The organism is Spiroplasma endosymbiont of Colias croceus, from assembly GCF_964020095.1.
Classification (GTDB): domain Bacteria; phylum Bacillota_I; class Bacilli_A; order Mycoplasmatales; family VBWQ01; genus Spiroplasma_E.
Window position 1 is genome coordinate 2244327 of the sequence record NZ_OZ026536.1, and the last position, 16896, is coordinate 2261222.

Annotated in this window: 28 protein-coding genes and 1 pseudogene; 1 reads left to right on the plus strand and 28 read right to left on the minus strand. The window is 27.2% G+C overall.

Annotation, left to right across the window (positions count from 1 at the left end):
- Positions 1-141 precede the first annotated feature (141 nt).
- From AACL24_RS14140 to AACL24_RS14150, 3 genes are all read right to left on the minus strand, one after another.
- Positions 142-561 (minus strand): hypothetical protein, encoded by a 420-nt coding sequence (locus AACL24_RS14140; RefSeq protein WP_339047517.1) that lies wholly within the window; start codon positions 559-561, stop codon positions 142-144.
- A 10-nt stretch (positions 562-571) separates the two neighbouring features.
- Complete coding sequence (locus AACL24_RS14145; protein ID WP_339047519.1) at positions 572-904, minus strand: hypothetical protein; 333 nt, start codon at positions 902-904, stop codon at positions 572-574.
- A gap of 983 nt (positions 905-1887) precedes the next feature.
- Positions 1888-3008, minus strand: a protein-coding gene (locus AACL24_RS14150) for an IS3 family transposase (protein WP_339046622.1) whose coding sequence is annotated in 2 segments (ribosomal slippage) — positions 1888-2765 and positions 2765-3008 — 1122 coding nt in all. Because the reading frame shifts where the segments join, the coding sequence is not laid out codon by codon here.
- A gap of 301 nt (positions 3009-3309) precedes the next feature.
- Between AACL24_RS14150 and AACL24_RS14155 the strand changes: the two are divergent.
- Positions 3310-3744 (plus strand): annotated as a pseudogene (locus tag AACL24_RS14155) (transposase family protein); the annotation flags it as partial.
- Positions 3745-3896: 152 nt separating this feature from the next.
- Here AACL24_RS14155 and AACL24_RS15645 read toward each other — a convergent pair.
- The 25 genes from AACL24_RS15645 to rpsC form a co-directional block, all read right to left on the minus strand.
- Entirely contained in the window at positions 3897-4397 is a 501-nt protein-coding gene (locus AACL24_RS15645; protein WP_422398103.1) for an ankyrin repeat domain-containing protein, read from the minus strand.
- A gap of 9 nt (positions 4398-4406) precedes the next feature.
- On the minus strand, positions 4407-4757 hold the full coding sequence (locus tag AACL24_RS14160) for a hypothetical protein (RefSeq protein ID WP_339047521.1): 351 nt from the start codon (positions 4755-4757) through the stop codon (positions 4407-4409).
- Positions 4758-5043: 286 nt separating this feature from the next.
- Positions 5044-5295 (minus strand): hypothetical protein, encoded by a 252-nt coding sequence (locus AACL24_RS14165; protein ID WP_339047523.1) that lies wholly within the window; start codon positions 5293-5295, stop codon positions 5044-5046.
- 88 nt (positions 5296-5383) lie between these two features.
- The gene (rplQ, locus tag AACL24_RS14170) at positions 5384-5749 is read right to left on the minus strand and encodes a 50S ribosomal protein L17 (protein WP_339047525.1); all 366 of its coding nucleotides are present in this window, start codon (positions 5747-5749) and stop codon (positions 5384-5386) included.
- 18 nt (positions 5750-5767) lie between these two features.
- Entirely contained in the window at positions 5768-6736 is a 969-nt protein-coding gene (locus tag AACL24_RS14175; RefSeq protein WP_339047527.1) for a DNA-directed RNA polymerase subunit alpha, read from the minus strand.
- A gap of 18 nt (positions 6737-6754) precedes the next feature.
- Positions 6755-7147: a 30S ribosomal protein S11 gene (rpsK, locus tag AACL24_RS14180; RefSeq protein ID WP_252319229.1), complete on the minus strand. Its 393-nt coding sequence runs from the start codon at positions 7145-7147 to the stop codon at positions 6755-6757.
- A gap of 17 nt (positions 7148-7164) precedes the next feature.
- Complete coding sequence (gene rpsM, locus AACL24_RS14185) at positions 7165-7563, minus strand: 30S ribosomal protein S13 (protein WP_174480910.1); 399 nt, start codon at positions 7561-7563, stop codon at positions 7165-7167.
- A gap of 24 nt (positions 7564-7587) precedes the next feature.
- Positions 7588-7701, minus strand: a complete 114-nt coding sequence (gene rpmJ, locus AACL24_RS14190) for a 50S ribosomal protein L36 (RefSeq protein ID WP_339047529.1) — start codon at positions 7699-7701, stop codon at positions 7588-7590.
- Between the two features lie 21 nt (positions 7702-7722).
- Positions 7723-8043 carry a translation initiation factor IF-1 gene (gene infA, locus AACL24_RS15650; protein WP_348774424.1) on the minus strand — a complete coding sequence of 107 codons (321 nt, stop codon included), beginning with the start codon at positions 8041-8043 and terminating at the stop codon, positions 7723-7725.
- On the minus strand, positions 8043-8825 hold the full coding sequence (gene map / locus AACL24_RS14200) for a type I methionyl aminopeptidase (protein ID WP_339047531.1): 783 nt from the start codon (positions 8823-8825) through the stop codon (positions 8043-8045). The genes infA and map overlap by 1 nt, the downstream gene beginning before the upstream one ends.
- Positions 8818-9483 (minus strand): adenylate kinase, encoded by a 666-nt coding sequence (locus AACL24_RS14205; RefSeq protein ID WP_339047533.1) that lies wholly within the window; start codon positions 9481-9483, stop codon positions 8818-8820. Before AACL24_RS14205 ends, map begins: the two co-directional genes overlap by 8 nt.
- 9 nt (positions 9484-9492) lie before the next feature.
- Positions 9493-10851 carry a preprotein translocase subunit SecY gene (gene secY / locus AACL24_RS14210; protein ID WP_339047535.1) on the minus strand — a complete coding sequence of 453 codons (1359 nt, stop codon included), beginning with the start codon at positions 10849-10851 and terminating at the stop codon, positions 9493-9495.
- Positions 10852-11295, minus strand: coding sequence for a 50S ribosomal protein L15 (rplO, locus tag AACL24_RS14215; RefSeq protein WP_174480916.1), 444 nt, complete (start codon positions 11293-11295; stop codon positions 10852-10854).
- 9 nt (positions 11296-11304) lie between these two features.
- Positions 11305-12009 carry a 30S ribosomal protein S5 gene (gene rpsE, locus AACL24_RS14220; protein ID WP_339047537.1) on the minus strand — a complete coding sequence of 235 codons (705 nt, stop codon included), beginning with the start codon at positions 12007-12009 and terminating at the stop codon, positions 11305-11307.
- Between the two features lie 18 nt (positions 12010-12027).
- Positions 12028-12378 carry a 50S ribosomal protein L18 gene (rplR, locus tag AACL24_RS14225; protein ID WP_339047539.1) on the minus strand — a complete coding sequence of 117 codons (351 nt, stop codon included), beginning with the start codon at positions 12376-12378 and terminating at the stop codon, positions 12028-12030.
- Positions 12379-12408: 30 nt separating this feature from the next.
- Positions 12409-12963: a 50S ribosomal protein L6 gene (gene rplF, locus AACL24_RS14230; RefSeq protein WP_339047541.1), complete on the minus strand. Its 555-nt coding sequence runs from the start codon at positions 12961-12963 to the stop codon at positions 12409-12411.
- A 12-nt stretch (positions 12964-12975) separates the two neighbouring features.
- On the minus strand, positions 12976-13380 hold the full coding sequence (rpsH, locus tag AACL24_RS14235) for a 30S ribosomal protein S8 (RefSeq protein WP_339047543.1): 405 nt from the start codon (positions 13378-13380) through the stop codon (positions 12976-12978).
- Positions 13381-13393: 13 nt separating this feature from the next.
- Positions 13394-13579, minus strand: coding sequence for a type Z 30S ribosomal protein S14 (locus tag AACL24_RS14240; protein ID WP_174480921.1), 186 nt, complete (start codon positions 13577-13579; stop codon positions 13394-13396).
- 1 nt (position 13580) lies between these two features.
- Positions 13581-14138: a 50S ribosomal protein L5 gene (gene rplE, locus AACL24_RS14245; protein ID WP_338958174.1), complete on the minus strand. Its 558-nt coding sequence runs from the start codon at positions 14136-14138 to the stop codon at positions 13581-13583.
- A 21-nt stretch (positions 14139-14159) separates the two neighbouring features.
- Complete coding sequence (gene rplX / locus AACL24_RS14250) at positions 14160-14507, minus strand: 50S ribosomal protein L24 (RefSeq protein WP_252319242.1); 348 nt, start codon at positions 14505-14507, stop codon at positions 14160-14162.
- A gap of 13 nt (positions 14508-14520) precedes the next feature.
- Positions 14521-14889, minus strand: coding sequence for a 50S ribosomal protein L14 (gene rplN / locus AACL24_RS14255; RefSeq protein ID WP_174480924.1), 369 nt, complete (start codon positions 14887-14889; stop codon positions 14521-14523).
- Positions 14890-14910: 21 nt separating this feature from the next.
- Positions 14911-15189, minus strand: a complete 279-nt coding sequence (rpsQ, locus tag AACL24_RS14260) for a 30S ribosomal protein S17 (RefSeq protein WP_252319243.1) — start codon at positions 15187-15189, stop codon at positions 14911-14913.
- Positions 15189-15683: a 50S ribosomal protein L29 gene (gene rpmC, locus AACL24_RS14265; RefSeq protein ID WP_339047545.1), complete on the minus strand. Its 495-nt coding sequence runs from the start codon at positions 15681-15683 to the stop codon at positions 15189-15191. Before rpmC ends, rpsQ begins: the two co-directional genes overlap by 1 nt.
- Entirely contained in the window at positions 15664-16149 is a 486-nt protein-coding gene (rplP, locus tag AACL24_RS14270; protein WP_281748520.1) for a 50S ribosomal protein L16, read from the minus strand. The genes rpmC and rplP overlap by 20 nt, the downstream gene beginning before the upstream one ends.
- 1 nt (position 16150) lies before the next feature.
- The gene (gene rpsC / locus AACL24_RS14275) at positions 16151-16894 is read right to left on the minus strand and encodes a 30S ribosomal protein S3 (RefSeq protein WP_252319246.1); all 744 of its coding nucleotides are present in this window, start codon (positions 16892-16894) and stop codon (positions 16151-16153) included.
- Positions 16895-16896: the final 2 nt, after the last annotated feature.

Genomic DNA, 16896 nt, shown 5'->3' on the forward strand with positions numbered 1-16896 from the left:
TTTCAATAATTTGTCACTTCAACTTTTAGATGAACTGGGTACTGCTGATGAAGTTGAAGGTTGCGGATCATTATTTGAAACATTATTTTTTGATAATTTTTCTAGTTCTTTTTTAATATCTTTTAATTCTCGTTTTTTTTCTTATATTTTTCTTGTTGTTTTGCCATAATTATTATAACAACCACAGCTCATAAGTAATCAAAATTTATTTCAAAAATCTTTTAATTTTTCGGCTTCTAATTTCCTAATTTCCGCTTCTAAAGATTTTTCTTTTCTTTGATAATATCCTAATGTAATTTTTTGTTTACTACCTCTATAAAGTTTAGTAAATGGTTTATATATACGTTTAAACCATGGTTTTGCATTTTGCTGAACAGAAGTAGCGTTTTCTTCTGGTGAAATTACTATTGATTCTTCTAATGAATTATTTTTTATTTGTTTTAAGACATCTTTTTTTGTTGTAATTTCTTTGGTAATTTCTATAGAAGATTTTTCAAGCCTACATATTGTCAAAAGTAAACTTAAAATTTTTGAATTAATATTTGCATCATCTATAACCACTATATTTAGTTTATGCTGTAATTCATATATTTCACAAATTTTCTTGTTTTTTTTTGATCTCCAATTCTGCTATTTTAACTTCATTTTCTGTTTTTTTATTTGAATATAATTTATGATTTGCTTTTATTAATTGTTCTTTATTTTCTAAAATAATTTGTTTATGTTTAAATTCTTCAAATTCTAATAATGTTATTTCTTTCTCTTTTCTTTTTAAACTATCAGATAAATTAGCAATTTTTAATCTTACTTCTAATATTTCATTTTCTTTTTCTTTAATCAAAATATTCACATTACTATCATCATCAACTATCGTTTCTTTTAATTTACCTATTTCTTCTTCCATTTCTTTCTCATTTTTTTTGAATTTTTCTAATTGATTTATTATTTCTTGTTCATTTTCTTTTAATTTTGTTATATTTTCTTGTATTTGTTGTTGTTGCTTTTCTTCTACTTCAATTTTATTTTCAATTTCTTTTCTTAAATTTTCTAATTTTATTAAATCTTTTTCTTTAAACTTTATCTCTTTTTCTTCATATTTAATATTTTTTTCTTTTTTTTCCTTTAATTTATTTTTAATTTCATTTAAGGCTATCTTAAGTTTTTTAATTTCTTTACTTAAATCTTTTTTTTCATCATTAATATTTAACTTTAGTTTTTCTCATTTTTTTATTTCTTTTTTTTCATTTTTAATTTGCTTATCATTTTCTTTGATTTCTTTTTCAAAGGCTTTAATTACTTTTTTTTATTTCTGAACTTTCTTTTTTACGTTTTTCTTGTTCAGTAACTGGCATCAAAATCTTCCTTTCAAAATAAAAAAATCGATTATTTTTTTAAAAAAAATAATGGATTGAAAACTATATTTAGTTTTTCATATATATTATATATAAACTTTATTAAATATATATTATACTTGCTAGATAACACTTTTAAATTTTTATAAAATATTTAAGATTTATTAAAAAAGTTTATTTTTAAACACTAAAATCTTGTTGTATAAGAAACAGTATCAGTAACTAAACTATCTGAAAAATTATAGGAGATTGTCAAAAATCCGGAATAAATTAATTCATATAGTCTTATTATTTTTTAGACAAGAAATAATTTGGATTTTTATGAAATTGTATTTAAAAAATATAATTTTTTTAAATTAAATGCAACTAAAATACTTATTTTTAAAAATTATTAAAAAATAAATTTAATATTTATACACAACAAAAATTCTTATTAAAACACATTTAATAAGTTTTATTCTATTTTGATTTTTAAAAAAAAGTTAAATTTTAATTTATAATAATTGTATCTCTGGAATGGCAACACTTTTTAGGACTATTTTTTGGTAAACATTTGTTGTTGATATTTAACTGGAGTTAAGTAGTTTAAAGTGCTGTGAATTCTTATATTGTTATATCAATTGATGTAATCAAATAATTCTAATTTTAATTGGATTAATGATGTAAAATTTTTATCATTAATAAATTCGGTTTTAAAAGTTTTAAAAGTTGCTTCAGCAACAGCATTATCATAAGGACAACCTTTTTTACTTAAAGAACGGTTAATGTTGAATGCTAGTAAAAGTTTATCAATAATTTTATTGTTAAATTCATTACCGCGATCACTATGAAATATTTGAATATCTTTTAAACAGCGATTTGATTGCATAAATGCTTGATGTACTAATGATGCATCTTTTTTAACTCCAACACTATGTCCGATAATTTCGCGGTTAAATAGGTCTATTAATAGGCAAATATAGTTTCACCTACCATTAACTTGTACATAAGTTAAATCACTAACAATAACTTCATTTTTAATCCTATTCTTAAATTTTCTATTAACAAGATTAGTTATTTGACTATCGTTAACTTTGTTATTATGATTTTTGAATGATAATTTAGTATATTTTGATATTAAATTATGTTCATTCATAATTTTTTTAATTTTTCTGCGCGATAAATAAATTTCTTGGTTTTCTAGAATTTTTTTTAATCTTCTAGTACCATAAACTTCTTTATTTTCTTTAAAAGCACTAATAACAGCTTCATCATAAATATTATTTTTGATTTTATTTTCTTTTTTCTTTAAATTAAAATAATATGTTGATTTAGATATTTTTAAAAAACGACACATTGTGCGAATTTTATATTTAGCTTTATTTTTGACAATAATTTCTATTTTCTGCCTATTATTAGTGCTGCTTGCTTTAAAATATCATTTTCCATTCGTAATTGCTTTAATTCTTTTCTTAATTTAATTAATTCATTTTCTTCAAAAGAACGATTATCTTTAGTTTTAAAACTTCCTGAATTACTAAATTGCTTAATTCAATTGTAAGTAGCTGCTCTTGTAACATTATATTCTTTAGCAAGGCAAGATACTGATTTGCCACTTTGATATAAAGCTACTATTTGTTTTTTAAATTCATCGGTATATGAGTTAATATTGGCCATAATTATAGTTCCTTTCTTTTAACAAATTTGTTTACTTGTCTACGTAATTAGTGTCCAATAAATTGTAACCCATCCAGACTTTAGAATATTGAAGAGAGTATCGAACTTATTTTCATATTGCTAAAAGTTATGGAATTAGTGAAAGTAGTTGCTATAGGAATATCAAGTGAATAGAAAATACTTTAATAAAACATCCTGATTTTCAACAACTTGATGGGCAAAAATCACTGTTAAATAATAATTTTAAAGATAAAACAGTTATCATTGATGTGACTGAAAGTACTATTCAACGCCCAAAAAAAGTCAAAAACAATATTATTCAGGAAAAAAGAAAAAACATACAATAAAAACTCAAGTCATAATTGAAAAAGATAGTAAAAAAATTATAAGTTCTTATTTTTCTTATGGTAAAAATCATGATTTTAAAATTTTAAAAAATTCAAAAACGAAATTTTTATCAGAAACAACTATTTTAGTAGATTTAGGATATCAAGGTATACAAAACATACATAAAAATGTCTTATTACCTAAACGAAAATCAAAGAAAAACCCTTTAACTAAAGAAGAAAAGAAAAATAATAAGGCTATTTCAAAAATGAGAGTTGTTATTGAACATGTTTTTGCGATTCTTAAAAAATTTAAAATTATTAGTGAAAAATATCGAAATAGAAGAAAAAAATTTGCATTAAGATTTAATTTAATAGCTTCAATTTATAATTTACAATTATTAATTTAAATATATTTGATAATTTAATATTTTATTTTTTTATTTGAAATAATAATTTTTGTTGTATTTTAATGACAAAAAATAAAACATATTTTGAACAATAATTTTTAAAAAATATTAAAAGTGTTATTAAAATAAATTTTTAAACTTAAAAAATGTGATTAATATCATAGTTTTGCAAGAAGTCTAATATCTACATTTCCGAAAAGTATTGCTATATGGAATATATTTCATCCTTTAACTGAATTAATATTTGAGTTAGGATCTAATGATTTTCATATTTCATTATTAGTAAACAATAAATTAACATTAGAATTATTAATTAAAAATTCAATAACTTCATTATCAAATTCACCATATTTGATAAAACGTTTGGCAGCATATTCGAAAGCACATTCAATAGGTGTTTTTCCTTTTTTATTTTTATTATTAATTAATTCTTTATTAATTGATAATAAATATTTTAAAATATCAATTTGACCATTATTTGCAGCAATATGAAAAAGATTACTCTCATTATCAATTATTTCTTCTAAACTAATAATATTAGTTAATAATTTTATACCTTTGATATTTCCTTCTTCAATTAATTTTTTTGCTAATGCAAAACTTAATTTACTTTTAAATAAAATTGAATTATTAACTTTAAATAAATTTACTAATTGTTCCTTTTAATCATTCATAATAAGAAAATTAGCACATTTATAACTAATATTAATATCATATTTATTTACTATTATATTTTCTAATTCTTCTAAAAACAATTCTATCTTTTTTAATTCTGCAGAATCTTTTAAACTATCTCCATCTTTTTCATATTCATAGTTAATTAATCTTTCTTTTATTATTTCAAGATTATCTTGTAATTTTAATTTTATCTCTTCTATAATTTTAAAATTTTCTAGTTCTTTAAAAGATTTATCAATAAGTTGATAAGTATTAATTTTTTCTTGAAATAATCTTTTTACATTTTTAATAAATATCTCTATATCTAAATTATTAATATTTTCTATAGATATCATCTTTCATTTTCTCCTTTTTATTCAAATCAAAAGTAAAATTTAATAAACATAAAAGAAACTAATATAGATAAAATATCGATATTAGTACTAAACATTTATTAAACATTTATTAAATTATGAATTAATAATATCATAAAGGTTTTCTAACTTTATATAATTTTAAAAAATATATAAAAAACTAAATTTTACTATATAAAAAATAAAACCAAAAAAATCAAAATTACTATGTCATAAAAATAGAAATTGCTATTAATAGTAAATTCTATTTTTATTCTTTTAAAGAATACTATTTTTGATTAACAAAGGCCTGATCTAATTTTCAAAACATACCTAATTTAACAAAAAGTGATTGTTTATCAAAACTTTTATCAGCATTTGAATTTAAAATAAATTCTTTAATATCTTTATCAGCATGTGATTTAATTAAGTTATTTTGAAATCCAAATTCTCTTTCAACTCAAAGCGCACTAATATTTACTGTAACTATAATAAAAATACCATAAAAAATATTTATCAATAATTGTATTAAAAAATACAATTTTATTTAAAATTGTCAACATATAAAAAAGAGAAAACATAAAAATGCTTTACTCTTTCCAAAAATTTTCTTGCTTTAATATTTTTAATTAAACAAAAGTAATTACTACCATTGGTGCATTATCACCAGTTCTATTATCTACTTTAATTAACTTTGTATATCCACCTTTACGGTCTTTATATCTTTCAGCAATATTGCCAAATAATGTTGGAATAACACCATCCTTTGGATGCTCTTTAGTTGTAATTTTACGCAATTTAGCAATTGCCATTCTTCTTGAATGCAAATCACCACGTTTAGCTAACGTTACTAAAGGTTCAATAAATGTTTGTAATCTTTTTGCTCTTTTTTCTAACAAAACTAATTTTCCATGAACAATTAATTCACTTGCTAAATTACGGATTTCAGCATCTACTTTAGCACTATTTCTTCCGATATCGTTAATATATGACATTTTTTCTTATCCTCCTTCTTAGTTTTTAATAGAAAACTCTAAATTATGTTTTGATACACAATCTTCAATTTCTTTAATTGATTTTGAACCTAAATGTTTAATTTGTTTAATTTCATCTAAACTTTTAGTTACAATATCACCCAAAGTTTTATAACCATCACGTTTTAAACAATTGTATGAACGAACAGTTAAATTCAACTCTTCTAAGGCTTTGTTTAAATCATTATTTTCTTGCTCATTAGTAATTGAAATAACTTCAAAGTTTTTAACATTATCATCTAAATTAACAAAAAACTCAATATGACTCATTAAAATTTTAGCTGCCATTGCAATAGCTGATGCTGCTTTAACTGAACCATTAGTTTGTACACCAAGAATTAATTTTTCATATTCAATACCCTTTACTGTTTTAGTTACAGGTTCAATTTTATAATCAACTTTTTCAACAGGTGAAAAGTTTGAATCAATAGCAATAATGCCTGAACTATTAGCAATTTCTTTTTTATTTTCCTCAAATGAAGAATAACCACGAGATTTCTTTACCATTAATTCCATTTCAAAAAGAACATTTCTTGAAGTTGTTCGAGCAATAATTAATTCTGGATTAACTACTCTAACATCAGTTGGACAAATAATATCTCCGGCAGTAATATCTTGTTTACCAGTAATACTAATTTTTAAATTAGCAATTTTTTCGTCCTTTTGAATATCACCATCAAAAGCTAAAACTAAGTCCTTAACATTTAAAATTATTTCAGAAACATTTTCAATTACACCTTTAACTGCAGTAAATTCATGAGATACACCACTTATTCTAATTGCATATACAGAAATACCTGGTACTGAAGATAACAATGTTCTTCTTAAGGCATTAGCTAAAGTTGTTCCATAACCACGTTCTAATTGACTCACAATAAATTCACTGTAATTAATAGCACTATTTTCACTGTTTAAACTAAATTTTGGTTTTAAAAATTGTTGTTCCATGTTTTATTTTCACCTACTTTATTTTCTTGGTTTTTTTGGTGGACGACAACCATTATGAGGGATTGGTGTCACATCATTTAAATCTTTGATTTCAAAACCTACTGCTTGTAAACTACGAATTGATGGTTCTCTTCCTGGTCCTGTTCCATTAACAAAAACACTTAAAATTTTAACTCCGTGTTCCATAGCAGTTTTACCTGCAGCTTCAGCTGCTAACTGTGCTGAGTGAGGAGTTGATTTACGAGTTCCTTTGAAACCTACTGCTCCAGCACTTGATCAAGCAATAACATTACCATTAAGATCAGTAATAGTAACAATAGTATTATTAAAACTTGCTTTAATAAATGCTTTTGCTTTAATAAAATTAGGATTAACTTTAATTTTTTTCTTTACTGTTGTTTTTATATTCATTATTTTTTTCCTCCTAATTAACTTGCTTTTTTCTTGTTAGCAACCGTTTTACGTGGTCCCTTGCAAGTTCTTGCATTAGTTTTTGTTGATTGTCCTCTGGCTGGTAATCCTTTACGATGACGAATACCACGATAACATCCAATTTCCATTAATCTCTTAATGTTTAAAGACACTTCACGTCTTAATTCACCTTCAGTTTTATATTTCTTTTCAATTAATTGACTAATTGAACTTAATTCTTTTTCTGTTAATTCATTAATTTTTTTAGTTTCTTCAATTTTTAGTTCTTTTAATATTTCTGAAGATTTGCTGCGACCAATGCCATAAATTCTTGTTAAACCAATTACTGTATGTTGATTTCCAGGAATATTTACTTGCGCAATTCTTCGACTTGCATTGTTAGTATTTGATGTCATATTTATTTTTCCTCCTTAATATTTCTATCCTTGACGTTGCTTATGTTTAGGATTTTCACAAATGATTACATTACGTTTTTTACGTTTGATTGATTGACATTTGTCACAAATTTTTTTAACTGATGCTTGTACTTTCATCATTTTCCTCCTGTTAAACTATTAGTTTTCTTTGTTTTCATCATCTTTATTTATCGGTAAATGTGTAGTAGCCATTCTGTTACGAAAAGTAATTCGTCCTTCAGTTAAATTATAAGTTGATAATTCAACTTTTACATGATCACCTTTGATAATTTTAATTTTATGTGTTTGCATACGACCCGATGGTCTTACAATAGGAGTAAAGTCATATTCATTCAACTTTACTTTAAATCTAGCATTAGGTAAGACTTCTATTACTATACCTTCACATTCAATAGTACTATCATTAGTTTTTTTTACTTTTTGAACTTTGGGTTTAACTACTTGTTTTGGTTTAGCCATTAATTACATTCCTCATTATTTTTTTGATTTTCATTAAGTATTGTTAGTACTTCACATCCATCATTAGTTACTAGGATAGTGTGTTCAAAGTGAGCAGTTTGCTGTTTATCAGCAGCAACTACTGTTCACTTATCACTTAAAACCAGAATTTTATCAGTTGTTGTTTGAACCATTGGTTCAATACAAATTGTCATTCCTGACTGCAATTTTATTCCAGTGTTGGGCTTACCAACATTAGGAATAGCTGGGTCTTCGTGGATTTTTTTACCAATACCATGCCCAGTATACGATGTTGGTAAATAAAAGCCTTCGCTTTCTACATAAGTTTGAATGGCGTTACTAATATCACCAATTCTAACTCCTGGTGCAATAATTGCTATTGCTTTATTTAATGATTCTTTAGTCACATTAATAAGTTTTGCTTGTTCTGGTGTTGGTTTCCCACCAACACACATTGTAAAGGCAGCATCTGCATGATAACCATTAACAGCAGCACCAGCATCAATTTTCACAATATCATTCATTTTAAAAGGTTTATCATTAGGAATGCCATGAATTAATTGTTCATTAACTGAAACACAAATTGTGGCAGGAAACCCATGATAATTTAAAAAAGAAGGTACAGCATTATTTTCTTTAATAATTTGTGCTGCCACTTTATCAAGCATTTTACCAGTTATTCCAACTTTTATTATCTTTGCTAACTCTTTATGAATAACTGCTACAACTTGACTAGCGGCTTTGATATTTTGAATTTCACTTTGACTTTTAATGCTAACCATTATTTTTATTTCCTTTTAATGATGATAAATATGATTTAATTTGTTCTTTAATATCACTATTATCTTGGTTGGCATCCACTGTTCTTAACAGTCCACGTTCTTGATAAGAATCTACCAATGGTGCCGTTGCTACTTTGTAAGTTTTTAAACGATTGATAATTGTCTTTTCATCACTATCATCAATTCGCTTAATTAATTTTACCCCATCATTATCACAAATACCAGTAATCTTTGGTGCTAGGAAATTAAGATTATAAATTGCTTTACATTGAGGACAAGTAACTCTTGAAGACAAACGTTTAATAACTGTTTCTTCATTAATATCTAGATACAATACCATTGAAAGCGTTTCATTCAAACTTGTTAATACTTTATCTAATGATGCTACTTGTGAGATTGTTCTTGGATAACCATCAAGAATAAAATTATGTTTAATATTTTTTAAAGTATTACTAATAATCTCATTTGTAATCTCATCAGGAACATATTGACCCTTATTAACATAAGTTTGAGCTTTTTTACCTACTGGTGATTGTTTTGTGATTTCATCACGAAACAAATCACCAGTTGATAAATGCATTAAATTATATTGTTCTTTCAGAAACTGTGACTGTGTCCCTTTCCCTGATCCTGGTGGACCTAAAATAATTAAATTCATCGTTACCCCCTAAGACCATAAGTGTTCTTTAACATCTTTGTTGTCCTTATAATTTAAGAATGAATGTTGAGTAATTCGTCCCTTAATTTGTTTTGTTGTATCTAATGCTACTCCAACCATAATTATTAATCCAGTTCCACCAACTGATAATGAAGAAGGTAGATTAGTAAATTTAGAAATCAAAAATGGAGTTACTGCAACAGCAGTTAAGAAAAAGGAACCAATCGTACTTAAACGATTTAACATTCTTTTAATATAAATTTCTGTTTCCTTTCCTGGCTGAACGCCAGGAATATAAGTTCCTGATTTTTGAAAATTCTTAGCCATTTGTTCGGGATTAATTTGCACTTGTGCATATAAGAAAGTAAACATAATTGTCATTATAGCAAAAATACTAATTCCCGGCCACGACTGTAAAGATAAATAATTTGTAGCAAAATTAGGAAAACCACTATTTTGATCAACAATTTGTGCCACTGTCATTGGAGCAGTAATTAGTGCCGAAGAAAAAATAACAGGAATTACTCCGGCTGAGTTAACTTTTAAAGGTAAATAAGAACTTTTATCACCCTTTAAAGTTAAACCACTACCAGTTTGTTGAATTGGTAAGTGTCGCTCTGATTCACTAAAGAATACAACAACAAGAATAATGAGTAGGAAGGCTGCAAAATAAAGAGCAAATTTTAAAGCCCCTTGAAAAATAACACCGTTATTAGTATCTGGTCCTACTCAAGACTTAAAAGTTGAAGCTAAGTTAAATGGTAAATTAGCAGCAATTCCAACAAAAATAATTAGTGAAATTCCATTACCAATACCACGATTAGTAATCTGATCAGCCATTCATAATGATAACATTGTCCCTGCTAGTAAAATAGCTGGAATCAATACATAATAGAAAACTTCTGGTCCAGCTGCTCCCGATCCCGAACTTCAATCAACACTAATAATATGTTGAGATTGTAAACCAAAGATTGTGGCAAAACCTTGCATAATAGCAAACGGGACAGTTAATACTCGATTCATTAACTCTAATTTTTTCTTACCTTTTTCGCCTGATTTAGCCCATCTTGTTAAAGTAGGAACAACATCAGTTGATAATAACTGCACAATAATTGATGCAGTAATGTAAGGTGAGACTCCAAGTGCAAAAACAGAAAATCTGCTAATAGCACCACCACCTAACATTGAAATTAAATTAAAGAATTCAATACCACTACTATTACTGCTACTTAAATCTTCATTCAAAGTTACTCCTGGAACTGTAATAAATGCTCCAACACGAAAAATAAATAAAATAAAAATGGTAAATAAAATTCTAATTATAACTTCTTTATACTTTTTTATTAATTTACGGGTTGTTGTGAACACTTAGATCACCTGCGCTTTTCCTCCGGCTTGTTCAATAGCAGTAATTGCTGATTTTGAAAATTTATGAGCTTTAATTGTTTTTGGTGTTGTTAATTTACCTTTACCAAGAACTTTAATACCATCTTTTTTACTTCTAATCAATTTTAATTGAAATAAAAGTTCAGGTGTTATTTCATGCTCTTTAATTAAATCAATTTGTTCTAAGTTAATAATACTATAATTGGTTGTAGTAAAGTTAGTAAACCCTCGTTTTGAAATACGACGGTACAGTGGTGTTTGTCCTCCTTCAAATCCGGGTCTTGTTCCACCACCGGTACGGGCATTTTGTCCTTTTGTCCCTTTACCAGCCGTTTTACCTTTTCCAGATGAAGTTCCTCTACCTAAACGTTTAATGTCTTTACGAGAACCTGGTGTTGGTTTTAAGTTATGTAATGTTGTTTCCATAATCCACCTCTAACCATTACTACGCTTAGTAGTAAGATTTTTATTTTTTATAAAATATTCTGCTGGTTTAACATTGCCAAGACCTGCAATTGTTGCTCTAGCTAAATTAATTTTATTTCTAGATCTAAATGCTTTTGAATAAATATTATGAATACCAGCTAATTCTAAAATATCACGAGCAGATCCACCAGCTTTAATTCCGATTCCTTCTCTAGCTGGTTTTAATAAAATTTCACTTCCACAATATTTACCTTTAACTTCATGAACAATAGAATTATTGTTTTTAGTTATCGTAATTGTTGTTAAATTTTTGTGAGCAGCTTCAATTGCCTTTTTAATTGCATCAGGAACTTCATTGGCTTTAGATATACCAAAACCAACTACTCCTTTACCATTACCAATAGCAACAACAGCAGAGAAACGCAATCTTCTTCCCCCAGTTGTTACTTTGTTAATTTTTCTGATTCAAATCACTTTTTCAATAAATTCACTTGGAGTTTTTGGTTTACGTTCAAAATTTTTACGTGGTTCACGAACTTTATTTTCTTTTTTATCGTGGCTATTTCTTGGTTGTGATGAATTAGTATGTCTAATTTTATTTTCATTACCAGCAGGATTTTTTACTTCTGCTTTAACAGAAGGTTTTGCTACTGATTTTTGAACTTCAGTATTTTCTTTATCATCAATAATTGTTTTTTTATTTTCTAAACTCATACTTTTAATTCTCCTTTTTTAGAATTCTAATCCAGAACTACGCGCCGCTTCTGCGAATGCTTTCACTTTACCATGATATAAATATCCACCACGATCAAAAACCACTTTTTTAATTTTTTTCTTAATAGCTAAATTAGCAATTGTTTCTCCAAGTTTAGTAGCAGCATCTATATTGCTTTTTGATGCTAAATCTTTAAATGTTAATGTTGATACACCAATAATTGTATTTGAAGCAGTATCGTCAATAATTTGAGCATAAAAACTATTATTAGATTTAAAGATATTTAAGCGTGGTCTTTCACTAGTACCCATAATTTTACTACGAATACGATAATGACGAACTTTACGAGCTTGTTGTTTATTAATCATTTTCTATTCTCCTTAAGTGCCAGTATAAGATTATTTACCTTTACCAGCAGCTTTTCCTTCCTTACGACGAATGTGTTCATTTTTATATTTAATTCCTTTACCTTTATATGGTTCTGGTTTACGGAATTTACGAATTTTGGCTGCAACTTCTCCAATTAATTGTTTATCAATACCACTAATTTCTAATACTGTTGGTTTGGGAGCAACAATGGTAATTCCTTGCGGAATTTCAAACTTAATAGGATGAGAATATCCTAATGTTAAATTTAAGATATTAGCTTGAACAGCAGCACGATATCCAACACCATTTATTTCTAATTCTTTCATGAAACCTGTTGATACACCAACTAACATTCCATTAATTAATGAATTAGTTGTTCCGTGAAGTTGTTTATTTTTTTTGTTATCATCAGGTCTTGTTGTAGTAATTGTTTTTTTCTCTTCATCAACGTTAATTTTAATAACATTTGGTAATAGTTTTTTTAAAGAACCTTTTGCTCCTGTAACAGTTAACAAGTTACTTGCATCTAGCGTTATTGAAGTATTTACTGGAATGGTAAGGATACGGTTACCAATACGTGACATATAGTTTCCTCCTTATCATACATAAGCAAGAACTTCGCCACCAAGACCAAGTTTTTTTGCTTGTTTATTTGTCATAATACCTTTTGATGTAGAAATGATTGCAATTCCATAACCATTTAACACACTTGGTAAGTCTTCACATTTTGCATACATTCTTAATCCTGGTTTAGATATTCTTTTTAAACCAAGAATTGGACTTTTACCAGTATGAACTAATAAAAGTTCTAATTTAGGTTTGCTAGGATTTTCTTTAGTAACACGATATTTTTCAATATAACCATTTTTTTGCAAGATATCAGCTATCTTAACTAGTTGTTTTGAAGAAGGTACACTAACTACTCGATGTTTACTGCTATCCCCAGCGCTAATAGCATTACGAATAACTGTTAAAATATTACTTATTGGATCTGTCATCATAATTATATACCTCCTATCATGATGCTTTTCTAATACCAGGAATTTGTCCTTGGTATACTAAACCGCGAAAACAAATACGGCATAACATAAATTTACGAATAACCGCATGAGGACGGCCACACTTTTGACAGCGTGTATATGCTTGCGTACTAAACTTTGATTTACGGGCTTGTCTTACTTTTAATGAAGTTTTTGCCATCTTATGCCACCTGCTTTCCTTGTTTTTTAAACGGTAATCCTATTTTTTTTAATAACAATAATGCTGTTGCATTATTTGATGTTGTGGTAATAATTGAGATTTCCATACCACGAACTTTATCTACTTCTTCATAATTAATTTCAGGGAAAATAATTTGTTCTTTAATACCAACAGTGTAATTACCATTTTGATCAAATGCTTTAGCTGATAACCCTTGAAAATCACGAATTCTTGGTAAAGAAATTGAAATAAATTTATCAAGGAAATCATACATTTTTTCGCCACGTAATGTAACTTTACAACCAATTGGCATTCCTGCTCTTAATTTAAAGCCGGCAATTGATTTTTTTGCTTTAGTGATAATTGGTTTTTGACCAGTAATTTTTGATAATTCAGATACTGATTTATCAATGGCTTTTGGATTACTACTTGCATCTCCAACGCCAATATTAATAACAACTTTTTCAATTTTGGGTACTTGCATTATTGATGTAAAATTTAATTCTTTTTGCAATTGGGGAATAATAGTTTTATTATATTTTTCTTGTAAACGATTCATTTTTATGCTGTTACTCCTTTATTATCGTAATTCTGTTTCAGATCTTCGTGCAATACGAATTTTTTTGCCATCTTTATCAATTTTGTACCCAATTTTTGTTACTTTTTTATCTTTTTTACCATCAAGGATCATTACATTAGAAATGTGAACACTAGTTTTTACTTCCACAATTCCACCTTCTTGATCATTTTGGGTAGGTTTTTTATTTTTCTTAGCAGTAATACCTTCAATAATAACACGATTTTTTTCACGAAGTACTTGGATAATTGGTCCGGTATGACCTTTATGCTTTCCTGCAATGATTTTAATTTGGTCGCCTCTTTTTAATTTAGTATCAAGACTAATAACTGGTTTCTTTTTGCTTGCCATTTATTTCATCCTCCTAAACAATTTCTTCTGCTAAAGAAGCAATTTTATTATAACCACGCTCTTTAACTTCACGAGCCAAGACACCAAATACTCTAGTACCACGTGGCGTTTTATCTTCTTTAATAATTACTACTGCATTATCATCAAATTTTACACAAGAACCATCATTACGTTTTACACCAAATTTACTACGTACGACAACTGCTTTAACAACTTGTCCTTTTTTCATTGCACTATTAGGTGTTACTGATTTTGCTGAACAAACAACAATATCACCAATTTTAGCAAATTTTTTAGTACTACCACCCAAAACTCTAATAACCATAACTTCTTTAATACCAGTGTTGTCAGCCACATTGGCTCACGATAGATTTTGTAACATCTTTCTTATCCTCCTGGTTAATTAAGCTTTTTTATTTGTTTTAGATTCAATAATCTTTAACAAACGGAAGCGTTTTAGAGCTGAAAGTGGACGAGTTGAAATGATTTCAACCTTGTCACCAATTTTAGCTTGGTTAGTTTCATCATGGGCATGATACTTTTTAGTTGACTTAAAACTTTTATGGTACATTGGATGTCGTTTTGAAGTTTCAACAACAACAGTAATTGTTTTATCATTTTTGTCAGAACTTACAATTCCAACAAAAGTTTTACGTTGTTTGTTTGGAATAATATTTGTCATTATTTTTTGTCCTCCTTAGCTGGTGTCACAGTTTTCTTAACTGTAGGTTTTTTAAATGGTTTTTCTACTTTAGTAGTAGTAACTTTTTTAACTTCTTTGTTTGATGATTTTGCTTTAGTTGTTTTTTCAGTAACTTCTTTTTTAGCAATTTTATCTGATTCTTTAATAACTTCTGATTTAGTTATTGTTTTAACTTTAATATCTTTTTTATCATCAACTTTAGCAACTTTTTTAGTTTTTTTGCTTTCTTTATTTTCTTCTGGTAATACCATTTTATTAATATGTAATGGTTTGATTTTTTCACCATTATTAATTCTGATAGTTAATTCAGTTTTAATACGAGCAATATCCTTACGAAGATTATTTATCATATGCGGAGTTTCTAGTTTACCTAACGAACTTTGAATTCGTAAAGCAAACAATTGCGCACGAAGAGTTTCTTCATGTTGTTGTAATTCTAAACTTGATTTATTTTTAATTACTTGCATTTCCATTTGCTTCACCCAATTCTGTTGTTAAATTTTTAGCAACCTTTACTTCTTCTGTTGGTTTTATTTCTCTAGTAACAATTTTACATTTGATTGGCAACTTGTGCATTGCAAGACGCAATGCTTCACGTGCTGTTGCTTCATTAGGATATGATACTTCAAACATAACTGTTTTTGCTTTTACTACTGAAACTCAATGATCAATTGAACCTTTTCCTGAACCCATACGTACTTCCGCTGGTTTTCTAGTAATTGGTAAATGTGGAAAGATTCTAATTCAAACTTTTCCACCACGTTTCATGTAACGTGTCATTGCTACTCTGGCTGCCTCAATTTGTCTTTCAGTAATGTAAGAACCTTCTTCAGCACGAAGTCCGTAAGTTCCAAAAGCAACTGTTTTACAACCTTTTGCAGTTCCTTCATAACTTAAACGGTGGACGCAAGAGTGTTTATATCTCTTAGGTATAGCCATATTACTTTACCTCCTTACGTGGTTGTTGTGAGTAATTATTTCGGCGATTGTTATTATTTCTTTGATTATATTTTGAAATAATTTCAGGTTGAGTTGAGTCAGTTCCTGATAAAATTTCACCTTTATATACTCAAACTTTAATACCAATTTGACCAAAAGTTGTTTTTGCTTCAGCAGTAGCATAATCAATATTACTACGTAATGTTGCTAAAGGAACACTACTTTCTGAATAACCTTCAACACGTGCCATATCCGCTTCACCAAGTCTTCCTGAAACACGAGTTTTAATTCCCTTTGCTCCAGCACGAAGTGCTTTACGAATTGCTAATTTTTGTGTTGTACGATGTGACATACGATTGCTTATTTGTTGTGCTAATGTATTAGCAATTGTTTGCGCATCAATATCAGGATTTTTAATTTCAACAACATTAATTCTAATACCTATTTTACGATTTTTAATTGTTTTACGAACTAGTGTTGTTAATACTTCAATGTTTGAACCGCCTTGCCCTAAAACTGAACCAACACGAACACAGTGGATAAATAAGGTAATTTGTGATTTAGTTCTTTCAATTTCAATTTTAGAAACACCAGAAGTTTTTAAATGTGCAAATAGTGCTTTTCTAATTTTGTGGTCTTCTAAAATTCATTTTGCTAAATCTTCGTTACTAGTTGCATATCAACGTGATTGTCAATCTTTATTGATACCATATCTTAATCCATTTGGACTAACTTTGTGACCCATAT